Source organism: Helicobacter sp. MIT 05-5293 (assembly GCF_000765665.2).
Lineage (GTDB): Bacteria > Campylobacterota > Campylobacteria > Campylobacterales > Helicobacteraceae > Helicobacter_C.
Genome location: NZ_JROZ02000004.1, coordinates 196,332 through 207,029 on the forward strand (window position 1 = coordinate 196,332; position 10,698 = coordinate 207,029).

Consider the following 10,698-nt stretch of genomic DNA (forward strand, 5'->3'; position numbering starts at 1 on the left):
TTTTATTTCTCATAGAATCTGATTGATGCAAATCCTAAGACCCCTAAATGCTTGATTTGCTCAATCTGCTCTTTGGAAATGATCCCTCCTAAAGCCACGACCTTTTGTCTCACTTCCACAGGCAAAGACTGCAAGGATTGTATGCCTAAAGGCGCGCCTTTATTAGGAGTGGCAAAAATCGGACTAAGTGTGCAATAATCCGCCCCTAATTGTAATGCCAACAAGACTTCTTCCACGCTATGCGCACTGAAGCCTATCTGCAAAGTATGTTTAGAATCTCGCCGCCTTTGCTGATTATATTCACATATCTGAGGAATCAAATGCTGATAAGCACCTTTTAAATGCACGCCATCAAAACATTTGGCTAGCGGCAAAATATCTTTCACATTTTGTAAAGGTAGATTCAGATAGAGCTTCTTTTTATAAGGGGCAACAAGACGCAAAAAAGCCGGTATAAAATAATCAGATTGATCACGATAAATAATACAATCAATGTCATTAAATCGAGATTCTAAAATAAAAGGGAGCATCTGTAGATACTCCCTTGTGAGGGAAGGCGTGATAAGAAAAGATAAAAAATTAATGGTCTTCATCCACGACTACTGCGCCGTGAATATACACATAAGTAAGAATCATAAAAACAAAAGCTTGAAGTAATGCCATAAATGCCAAAATTGCAAAAGGAACAACAGGCACTACCCAAGGAGCAAGCATCAACATTACAAGCAAGAACATATCATCGCCCTTAATGTTTCCAAAAAGCCGGAAAGAAAGAGAAATAATACGAGATAAGTGAGAAATGATCTCGACAGGGAACATTAATGGTGCTAACCACCAAACAGGTCCCATAAAGTGTTTGAAATACTTGATAACGCCTTGCGTCCGAATACCTTCAAAATGATAGTAGAAAAACACTACAAGAGCCAATACAAGTGTGAAACTCCAGCTAGATGTAGGAGATTCAAATCCGGGAATAATCCCTATTGCATTGCCAAAAAACACAAGGAAAGCAATCGTAGCTGCTAAAGGGAAATATTTTCTTGCTACTTCTTCACCTACGATGTCTTTTGAAAAGGAAACAATTCCAGAAAGTAAAAATTCATAGACATTCTGTATCCCACTAGGCACGACTTGCATCTTATGTGTAGCAATCTTAGCAAATAACAAAATCAATACCGCTACTACAACGGTATAAAACCCGATGATAAAATCATGATCTGGATTGATCAATCCCGCAAAGGTAAATACTCTCTCGTCCATAATCTTGCCTTTATGACAAATTTTATAATGCACTAAGATTATGCCTTATTTTTTGTAAAATATGCTTAAAAAGTTTTACTTTTATAAAAATTTTTTATTGATATGTGTAATATGCCACAAAAACACTGCAAAAAGTATTGCTATAGGAAACAACAAACCTATTTCAGGATACACAAGTCCTGCCACGCTTAATTGTGTCAATGAGAAAAATAGCCCCCAAATCGCTAAAGCACCAATAATACAAGCAAACGAAATCATCGCAAGATTCCCATATCGTGGCAACGAGGGAATATAAAAAGCAATGATAGCTATGCACAAAGGCACAAAAAAAGGTATGATGATTAGTCCATATAAAATCGCACGAATCTTATCAGAGCTTATACCTTGCTGATGCGCAATTTTCAAAGATGCTAACGCGTCAATGATTGAGGCGACAGGCTTATCTTGAGCAATTGTCTCTAAAACTTTTGAATTAAATCCTTCAAGTGTCCTAAGATCTTGGTCAAATATTGTCTGTAAAACCTTTTTACCTAATATCAAATTTGAGGCAATCTTTGATGTTGTAGCATTTTTGAGAATCCACCCATTGTTTTCAAAATATGCCTCACGCGATTCGTGATATGCGCGCAATTTAAATTCCTCATCAAGCTCAAAAATCTTAATCCCCTCTGCCCTCACTTCACCATTTAAAAGCGGATAAAGTTTATGCACAAAAATATATTGATTATCACTTTTTAGCAATAAATTTTCACGCACACTTTTTGCCCTTTGTTGATAAACGATAGCTTCAGCATATTCTTGTGCATAAGCAAAAGGTGTTGCATTGAGCCCTATAAATCCTGCAATAACCAAACTCGAAATACACAAAATCGGTGCAAGAATCTGACGCTTGGAATATCCTAATGCCATTAATGCGGTTAATTGAGAATTTTTTAAGAAAGTTATATAAAACATAATCGAACAAAGCACTAAAGAGATAGGAAGAGTGTAAGTAAGTGCATAAACACCATCGTAAAATAAAAACAAAATCAACAAGTTTGCAGAATCTGGCAAATCATCAACATATTTCAGTGTATCAATAGCAAGAAAAAACCCTTCCAAAGCTAAAAATATAATCAAAAAATATTTTAAATAATAAAATCCTACGAATCTAAAAAGCATCTAAGTCCTTTGGATAGATAGATTCTTGGATTTAAGAGTAAATTGATTTTGCAAGGAAACCATATCTTGATGTGAGCAAAACGATAAAACCGCTTCTTTACAATGCTCTAGCAATAATGGGAGTTGAGAAGATTCTTTTTTGTTAAAATCACTCAATACAAAATCCACGACGCTCATTTGCGAATCTAAAGGTCGTCCGATTCCAAAACGAATCCTTGTATAATTATTGCCATAATGCTTGTCAATAGATTTTAGTCCGTTATGTCCTCCGCTTGAGCCAGCATATTTGAAACGAATATCGCCAAATGGAATATCAAGCTCATCGTGGATAACCATCAATGTTTGAGTATCAAAATATTGCATAAAAGGAGCAATGGATTCACCAGAAGCATTCATAAAAGTTTGAGGTTTGATAAAAAAGATTTTCTGCTTTCCTATCATCACCTCACCTACTTGGGCATTAAATCGCTTTTCAAACAAAAAACGAAACTGAAGAGATTCTGACAAAACATCAAGCACCATAAAACCAATGTTGTGCCGTGTATTTTGATATGTAGCACCGGGATTGCCAAGTCCTGCAACAACAAGACAAGACATTATTTTGCTTTAATAACCCCGACAACAGCTACAGCAGGGCGATTCAGCACGGAAACGCCTTTGATTTGTGGAAGATCTCGAACCAAAATAGAATCTCCCACATCTAAATCTGTTACATCAAGCTCATAGACATTGGGCAAATTTTCAGCCGCACATTTAACGCTAATGCGTTTTGTAGAGATGAAAAGCACCCCTTTGTTCTTAAGCCCTTTTGCGCTTCCTTTGACACTTACAGGCACTTTGTATTTACTCACAACACCTTTTTGTGCAAGAAGTAAATCAACATGAAGTATAGTATTGCTCACGGGATCTTTTTGATATTCTTGTATTACAACATCTAAAGTTTTCCCTCCGACTTTAACTTGAAAAATTAAAGTCGTTTTTTGCTTTACTTCTTTGATAAAATCATTTATTTTAAAAGCACAATGAATATTCTCTTGTCCTTTGCCATAAATGTTTGCAATTAGATAACCATCATTCCTTAAAGCTTTTGCTTCAGATTTTGAAATACTCTCTCTAATCTTTCCTTCTAACATAACTTTGTCCTTTTGAAAAATTTAAGCCTGCAATTATAGCGAAAAAGACTTAAAAAGACTTAAGCTCATTTTCCGATATAAACTTGTCTTGGTCTTGTAATACGCGTAGCTGGATCTTGGATATGTTCCAAAAGCTGCGCACACCAACCGGGCATTCGTCCAATAACAAAAATCGGTGTAAAGAGTGAGACAGGGATCTTCAAAGCAGAAAGAATAATGCCAGAATAAAAATCCACATTAGGATAAAGATTTCTTTCAACAAAATAGCTATCTTTTAGAGCAACTTCCTCTACTTTATGAGCCAAATCACTTAATCTTGCGTCCATTTTGATACCCTTGGCATCAAGATCATCTTTCAATTTTTTAAGAATCTTCGCACGAGGATCGTAATTTTTATACACACGATGTCCAAATCCCATTAGTCTAAAAGGATCATTCTTATCTTTGGCTTTAGCAATAAATTTTTCTACATTCTTTGCATCGCCAATTTGATTAAGCATATCAAGCACTTTTTCATTTGCTCCCCCATGTGCTGCACCCCAAAGTGCATTCACTCCCGCACTCAATGCTGCATAAGGGTGTGCGCCTGTAGAAGCGACATTGCGAACAGTTGTCGTAGAAGCATTTTGTCCATGATCAGCATGTAAAGTAAAAATTTTATCCATAGCTTCAATTTCTAAAGGTGTGATTTCTGCTGCTCCATCAATAGTTTGCTTCATTTTACCTCCCGGATATGCACGAAGCATATACAAGAAGTTTTCTACATATCCTCGTTCAACATCTGGATAGATAAAAGGCGCACCAATCGAATGACGATAAGCAAAAGCTGCAAGTGTAGGAATCTTTGCAATTGCTCGGCGAGCCATTACTTGACGCTCTTCCTCATTGCTCATATCTAAATGTTGAAAATGGAAAGTAGAAAGTGCCGATAGCGAAGCAGAAAGATTTGCCATAGGGTGTGCTGAGTCAGGAAAAGCATTAAAAATACTTACCAATCCTTCATGTAAAAAACTTCGATGACGCAATTCATTTTCAAACTCTTTAGATTCTTTGTCATTATTGGGGGCTTCACCTGTAATCAAAAGCTTACACACATCGGTGAATCGATACTTTTCAACCAACTCCGCCACAGGAATACCCTTATAAAGCAGTTTGCCTTCTTTTCCATTGATATAGCTGATTGTAGATTTACAACCTGCTGTAGAGCCATACCCCGGATCATAAGAGAAAATATTAGTGCGCTCAAAAAGTTTTGAAAAATCTACCGCCTTAGGTCCGCGTGTGCATTCGATCAAGTCAAATTCAAAACTTTCATTTGTTTCATTGTTAGTGAGTGTTACAGTTGCCATATTTTTGTTCTCCTTCATTTTATCTCAAAGTAATCCATTATGACACAATCCACCCACTAAAGTCAAAAAAAAATTAATTTTTTTAACAAATTCTATAAGTAAAAGGGGCAAATGATACAAAAAATACTACTTTGATATAGCTTGTTAATAAGAATTTTTAGTATTAAAGACAGAGATTAGGAGGTAAAGGCGAGGTAATTTCTACGCCAAGAAGTGCGATTTTATGTGCATGGAGCATCAAACGCTTAGCACTAGAATCTTTTGCATAAATGCGATCACCCACAATAGGGTGTTGGATACTTTGGAGATGCACACGAATCTGATGTGTCCGCCCTGTTTTGATCACGACTTTTAATAATGTTTTTTTACCCACTATGCCAATAGGTGTAATCTGCGTAAAAGATTCTAAGCCTTGTTTGTCAATACGAGATCTTGCAAAACCTTTTTTCTTACTTGTAGAAATAGGCGTATCAATATCCATAGGTTGTGCAATGATCCCTTGCACAAGGCAACGATATTCTTTATAGACCTCATTTTTTTTAAACGCTTCTTTAGCCTGTTGATGAAATGCGCTCCCCTCTTTAATGAGCAAAATCACACCGCTTGTCTCTTGGTCAAGACGATGCAATAAGCTCCAACCCTCAAACATCTTAGCAAGTGCGTAAGATTCTATAAATGCAGGTTTATCAATTGCAAGAAGATCATCATTCTCAAAAAGGATATGAGGCTTACGCACTTCGAGAATCTCAAACTTACTCGAATACGGGACTTCCAAACGCGCAATACTTATTTTTTTGCCGTTAAGCATCACTAGCCCACTATCGATGAGGGATTTTGCCTGTTTATGGGAAAGATTATGATTTAAGGCGAGAATCTTATAGGCTTTATCGGTTTGCATGGGTGATCTTTTCAAGAAGTTGGTGGAGTTTGTCATCACTAGCACATTCCACACTGCTTTGAGATAAATTTTTATGATTTAAAAGAGTTTCTTCAAGTTTCTCGGGAGGAATGATATAAGCATTTTTTACACATTCAAAAAGTGCGCGTTGATTAAAGATATATTCCCCGCTAATCAATTTAGTATGAAAAAAAGCTGGTTCAAGCGGATTGTGTCCACCGACTTTTGCAAATGCTCCACCTAAAATCACCACATCACTGATTGCATAAAGATTCACAAGCTCTCCTAAAACATCGACAAGAATCACCTCCGCGGATTCTATCGCTTCTAAACCTTTTTGTGAAAATCTTGCCACACGCAGTGAGCTTTGCAAAAGGGATTGATAAACATCTGAAAATCGCTCGGGGTGTCGAGGCGCAATAAGAAGTATCGCATCGGGCGTTGTCTTTTTGAGAGACATAAAGGCTTGCAAAATCAGTTTTTCTTCGCCTTTGTGAGTGCTTGCTCCCATCACCACAAAAGCAGGAGGTTTGACATAAGATTTACCCAACTTTGGAGCATTTAACACCTTGAGATTCCCAAATACTTCGACATTATGCGCACCTACCATTTCTAATCGGCTTTTGTCAAGCTGACTTTGCGCAAGGACAGAATCTATTGTCTTAAAAACACCCCGATAAAACCACTTCAAACGCAAATAATTTTTTAATGAGCGTTCGGAAATACGCGCATTAATCAGCATTGTATGGGCATTATGTGCTTTAGCAACAAAAAAAAGCATTTTCCAAATCTCTGCTTCCGTAACTATAAGACATTTCAATTCGTCCAAATAGCGATTCCAAACAGGCAGAAACAATTCAAAAGGCAAATATTTAACCATCACTTGCCCTTTTTCTTCTTGATGCCCCAAATCCTTTGAATCGGATGTTTCATAAAGACGCTTGGCTTCTTCATATCCTGTTTGTGTAATGGTTGTAATCAGAATCGTTGTGTGCGTTTTTTTGAGGGCTGAAATAATGGGTTCAAGAGATTTAACCTCACCAAATGAACAAGCGTGAAACCAATAATGTGGTTTGTAGGTGAGATTCAAATCACGCGTAAAAAAACGCGCTGGCAAGGAATATCTGTGTTTTTGACGAAAGCTACTTATCACCAAAAAAGGAAGTGCGATAAGATAAACAAATACACAAAGTAAATAATACCCATAAGGAAATCGCAACTGCTTATCCTCACAGAATCTTAAGCTTCTGCCTTAGTTTTTGAAGACACTTTTGCCTTATCTGTAGGGACATAGAGAATCCGACCACAATGTGGGCAATTAATAATATCATTACCCTTTAAAATCTCCGCATAAATCGTATCGTTTAATCTGATAAAGCAACCGCCACAGGCTTGCTTAAAAACAGGGACAACGCTCGTATTCAACGCCCAACGTCTGATTTTGGCATAAAAACTTGTAATTTTATTGTCCATTTGTGCGACAAGTGCTTCTTTTTGATCGAAGAGATTTTGTTGTATTGCTTTGATTTCTTGCACCTTACTTTGGGTTTGGCTTTCTAGCACATCAATTTCTTCTTGCAAAGACTGAATCTGACTTTCAAGGTTTGCCTTTTCTTCTTCTTTTGCGCTTTTCACAGCTTCTAACCGCTGAATCTCATTATTAGAATGTGTCATATTCTCTTTAGCAATATCTTCTTCTATATCAAGTGCGCGCAATTCTTTTTCGGTCTTAATATCCTTTTGTTTTTTAGCGATAGTATCTAACTTCAATGATGTTTCTTGGATATTTCTATCATGATGGGCAATCTCTAAATTGATGCTATTATACTCTTGATGAAGATTCTCGATATTTTTGAGAATCTGATTTTTTTGTCGAATCTTCTCATCAAGTTCTTTACGCACTTCATCAATTTTCGGTCCCAAATCGTCAATTTGTTTATCAAAATTTGCCACCTCAATCAAATCTCGTAAGTGTTTATTCATTGTGCTTTCCTTATGCTTTATTTTGTGTCAAGATGCCCTGCTAATGCCTTTTGCCAAATCAACAAAAACAGAACGGATTTTTACAATCCGTAATTATAGCGTTATATCCTTCATTTTGCAAAATAGAATCAAAAATTTGCACGAAATATTTTTCACTCTCATAATGCCCCATATCAATCAAACTTAACCCCATACTTTTCGCTATCATCGCATCGTGATGCTTAATATCTGCAGTAATAAGACATACATTATCTTTATGAGTAATGTCATACATCAGTGAGCAACCACTCCCGCACACGACATAAGCATAAGAAATCATATCATCTTTAGAATCTTTCTCTGCTTTGACAAAATTAACCAAAGGAGCGTGAATCTTTTGCTTGACTTGCTGGGCGAGCGTAGTAAGATTCACAGGCTCTAGCTTCCCTTGCATCATCAACTCATTGTCATCAGGTTTAAAATGCGAAAATCCCAACACTTGATGCGTAAGGTAAGCATTTAAATGACTTTTATCAAAATTCGTATGAAGGCTTAAGACGCAACATTCTTTTTGAATCAAGATTTGCGCAATATTAGCAGGATAAGTTTCATAAATAAAATTTTTAAGAGGGCGGAAAAAAAGCGGGTGATGCGTGATGACAAGCGTCTTGGGAGAGAGCCTAAGGGCAATCTCATAAGTAAGCTCCAGACACACAACAAGCGAGTTGCAAGAAGATTCTATAGAACCTAGATTCAGACCGCTATTATCCCATGATTCTTGTGTGGCAAAAGGAGAAATACAATCACACAATGTATAAATCTCTCTAACATTAAATTTGTGCAAAGACAACGGAGGCATTCTATCCCTTTGATTAGATTTTATAACCATATTGTAGCTTAATTTTGATAGAATCCGCTTCAATTATTTAGCGAAGGATTTTATTGAGAGCAATTACTTTCTTTTGGCTTGCGTTTGGAGCAGCAGCATATTTGATGTATTATGTCTATGCTATCTATTTAATGGACATACTGATTGCACTTCTCATCTGCATCGCGACCTACGGGCTACATAACTTCATCTCCAAACATATTCGATTCCCTATCATAGCTGCCTTATTAAGTGTTGCAATACTCGTCCTGCTTTTAGTCGTGCCCTTTTTCTTTTTGATAAAATCTATCGTGGTTTCTGCCACAGAGATCAATCCCACGGATTTTACGCATTTTATAGAAGGCACAAAAACACAGATTCTCTCATTGTTTGTTTCATTCCCCGAAATCGAGCGCAAAGTCGCAGATGTGCTAAGCAATATTTCTGCCTCATCGATTCTAAGCTATGGTTTAAATTTTAGCTCACAACTTGGAAAATCAAGTCTCAATTTTATCATTGATACCGGCTTTATTGTGGTGTTTTTATTCTTTTATTTTTTGTATGGGAAACAAGCCTATGAGTATATCTTGGCTCTCATTCCTTTTGAAAATACCCAAACCACAGATGTGTTAAACGAAGTAACAAGTGTGATTAAAGTCGTATTTTATACTTCACTTGTCAATATCGTCTTGCAAGGCTTTGCGTTTGGTGTGATGATTGCATTTTTTGGGTATGACGGAGCATTTTTTGGCGCACTTTATGGCTTTGCCTCGCTTGTCCCTGTTGTAGGAGGAGGGCTTGTGTGGTTGCCTTTGGCTGGATATGAATTTTATCTAGGACACACGAAAAATGCAATCATTATCGCTCTGTATGCCTTGTCTATCTGTGCGGTGTTTATTGATAATATCATCAAGCCTATTTTGATTGGCATCATAAACAAAAAGATTCTCAAAACATCAGTGAGAATCAATGAGCTTGTCATATTTTTCGCGATTTTAGCTGGGCTTACAAGCTTTGGATTCTGGGGGATTATTCTTGGACCTGCAATTACTGCTTTATTTATTTCATTGCTTCGTATTTATCGCAAACAAATGACTAAAGAATCGCTTGATACTCCTAAAAGTGGTGAGGCATAGACAAAATAAAGGCTAGGTTTGCCTCACAGAATCTGAAACATTCCCTAGCCCATTAAGAAGTAAAATTATTTGCATATGGCGTCTTTTTCCATTTTAGGTTTAAGAAAACCAAAGCCATAAATCATCATTGACGCTTGAGCCAAAATCGCAACAATAATACTGATAACATTGACATTAAAAGATACAAGATCGTTTGACAAGAAATACCATATCATATAAATCGCAACAGGGATATTAAGCAATATACTGATTATAAGCCCGGGATTATATTTGCGTCCAAATTTAAAAAACATCACCACATGGGCAAACGCATTTAAAAATGAAAAATATGCCGTCCATAAGCCCCATTCAAGACCAAAAAAATGCGCAATAACCGCCGAAAAAGGCATAGCGAAATAAACAAGTGGAATATTAATCCAAAAAGACCCAACTTTACTCAATGGATATTCGGCTTGATTGGAACTCATCATATTGCGATTAAAAAATTCTAAGAATCCACCCGGCAAAATATACTCTTCAAATTCATGAATCCAATAAATAATACCTTGTAGCCATATCAGATATAGCGCATAATTCGCATCTCTCACATACAAAAAAACCAAGATAAATGTATAAATTGCCAAGAACGGAGTTGCCCTCATCCAATTGTCATAAAGCCATTTTTTCATTAAAACCTCCCTATATCATATTTTTAAAAGTCAAGATTATATCAAAAAAAAAAAAAACGCTCACATAGCATCTCAACTTCATTAAACTGCACCGACTTAGGTTTCTGTAGTCCATGACAGAATCTAAGTTTTTAGAATCCCCAAAGAAACCATTGTATCCTTATTAAAACCTCTTCTTATTCACATCATCTAAAATATCTTTAGCAACCTTATCTACTCTCTCACTGATTTCAGAGCTTGCATTAGCAATCTCTACATTCTCT

Annotated in this window: 12 protein-coding genes; 1 reads left to right on the forward strand and 11 read right to left on the reverse strand. The window is 36.5% G+C overall.

All coding sequences use genetic code 11. The features are described from left to right. Window positions 1-2: 2 nt before the first annotated feature. The 10 genes from LS68_RS08555 to LS68_RS08600 form a co-directional block, all read right to left on the reverse strand. Window positions 3-530, reverse strand: a complete 528-nt coding sequence (locus tag LS68_RS08555; RefSeq protein WP_052100158.1) for a thiamine phosphate synthase — start codon at window positions 528-530, stop codon at window positions 3-5. Between the two features lie 49 nt (window positions 531-579). Continuing rightward, window positions 580-1,260 (reverse strand): F0F1 ATP synthase subunit A, encoded by a 681-nt coding sequence (locus LS68_RS08560; RefSeq protein ID WP_034369711.1) that lies wholly within the window; start codon window positions 1,258-1,260, stop codon window positions 580-582. Window positions 1,261-1,341: 81 nt separating this feature from the next. Then, on the reverse strand, window positions 1,342-2,421 hold the full coding sequence (locus tag LS68_RS08565; protein ID WP_034369713.1) for an LptF/LptG family permease: 1,080 nt from the start codon (window positions 2,419-2,421) through the stop codon (window positions 1,342-1,344). Next, the gene (gene pth / locus LS68_RS08570) at window positions 2,422-3,018 is read right to left on the reverse strand and encodes an aminoacyl-tRNA hydrolase (protein WP_034369715.1); all 597 of its coding nucleotides are present in this window, start codon (window positions 3,016-3,018) and stop codon (window positions 2,422-2,424) included. Next, window positions 3,018-3,554, reverse strand: a complete 537-nt coding sequence (locus tag LS68_RS08575; RefSeq protein WP_034369717.1) for a 50S ribosomal protein L25/general stress protein Ctc — start codon at window positions 3,552-3,554, stop codon at window positions 3,018-3,020. Before LS68_RS08575 ends, pth begins: the two co-directional genes overlap by 1 nt. A gap of 65 nt (window positions 3,555-3,619) precedes the next feature. Further along, window positions 3,620-4,903, reverse strand: coding sequence for a citrate synthase (locus tag LS68_RS08580; protein WP_034369719.1), 1,284 nt, complete (start codon window positions 4,901-4,903; stop codon window positions 3,620-3,622). Window positions 4,904-5,066: 163 nt separating this feature from the next. Next, window positions 5,067-5,801: an RluA family pseudouridine synthase gene (locus LS68_RS08585; protein ID WP_034369721.1), complete on the reverse strand. Its 735-nt coding sequence runs from the start codon at window positions 5,799-5,801 to the stop codon at window positions 5,067-5,069. Continuing rightward, window positions 5,788-7,020 carry a lipid IV(A) 3-deoxy-D-manno-octulosonic acid transferase gene (waaA, locus tag LS68_RS08590; RefSeq protein ID WP_052100160.1) on the reverse strand — a complete coding sequence of 411 codons (1,233 nt, stop codon included), beginning with the start codon at window positions 7,018-7,020 and terminating at the stop codon, window positions 5,788-5,790. Before waaA ends, LS68_RS08585 begins: the two co-directional genes overlap by 14 nt. A gap of 20 nt (window positions 7,021-7,040) precedes the next feature. Continuing rightward, entirely contained in the window at window positions 7,041-7,784 is a 744-nt protein-coding gene (locus LS68_RS08595; protein ID WP_034369723.1) for a zinc ribbon domain-containing protein, read from the reverse strand. Window positions 7,785-7,842: 58 nt separating this feature from the next. Then, complete coding sequence (locus tag LS68_RS08600; RefSeq protein WP_034369725.1) at window positions 7,843-8,622, reverse strand: Nif3-like dinuclear metal center hexameric protein; 780 nt, start codon at window positions 8,620-8,622, stop codon at window positions 7,843-7,845. An 83-nt stretch (window positions 8,623-8,705) separates the two neighbouring features. Here LS68_RS08600 and LS68_RS08605 point away from each other — a divergent pair, with 83 nt between their 5' ends. Continuing rightward, window positions 8,706-9,767 carry an AI-2E family transporter gene (locus LS68_RS08605; RefSeq protein ID WP_034369727.1) on the forward strand — a complete coding sequence of 354 codons (1,062 nt, stop codon included), beginning with the start codon at window positions 8,706-8,708 and terminating at the stop codon, window positions 9,765-9,767. Between the two features lie 65 nt (window positions 9,768-9,832). On the opposite strand, the gene LS68_RS08610 is transcribed toward LS68_RS08605, so the two are convergent. Next, the gene (locus tag LS68_RS08610) at window positions 9,833-10,435 is read right to left on the reverse strand and encodes an HXXEE domain-containing protein (RefSeq protein WP_034369729.1); all 603 of its coding nucleotides are present in this window, start codon (window positions 10,433-10,435) and stop codon (window positions 9,833-9,835) included. Between the last annotated feature and the right edge of the window lie 263 nt (window positions 10,436-10,698).

Excerpts from the sequence above, each read along its gene's own strand:
- LS68_RS08575 (WP_034369717.1), bottom strand. The coding sequence starts at position 3,554 with ATGTTAGAAGGAAAGATTAGAGAGAGTATTTCAAAATCTGAAGCAAAA.
- LS68_RS08595 (WP_034369723.1), bottom strand. The coding sequence starts at position 7,784 with ATGAATAAACACTTACGAGATTTGATTGAGGTGGCAAATTTTGATAAA.
- LS68_RS08580 (WP_034369719.1), bottom strand. The coding sequence starts at position 4,903 with ATGGCAACTGTAACACTCACTAACAATGAAACAAATGAAAGTTTTGAA.
- LS68_RS08555 (WP_052100158.1), bottom strand. The coding sequence starts at position 530 with ATGCTCCCTTTTATTTTAGAATCTCGATTTAATGACATTGATTGTATT.
- LS68_RS08585 (WP_034369721.1), bottom strand. The coding sequence starts at position 5,801 with ATGCAAACCGATAAAGCCTATAAGATTCTCGCCTTAAATCATAATCTT.
- LS68_RS08600 (WP_034369725.1), bottom strand. The coding sequence starts at position 8,622 with ATGCCTCCGTTGTCTTTGCACAAATTTAATGTTAGAGAGATTTATACA.
- LS68_RS08565 (WP_034369713.1), bottom strand. The coding sequence starts at position 2,421 with ATGCTTTTTAGATTCGTAGGATTTTATTATTTAAAATATTTTTTGATT.
- LS68_RS08560 (WP_034369711.1), bottom strand. The coding sequence starts at position 1,260 with ATGGACGAGAGAGTATTTACCTTTGCGGGATTGATCAATCCAGATCAT.
- LS68_RS08610 (WP_034369729.1), bottom strand. The coding sequence starts at position 10,435 with ATGAAAAAATGGCTTTATGACAATTGGATGAGGGCAACTCCGTTCTTG.
- pth (WP_034369715.1), bottom strand. The coding sequence starts at position 3,018 with ATGTCTTGTCTTGTTGTTGCAGGACTTGGCAATCCCGGTGCTACATAT.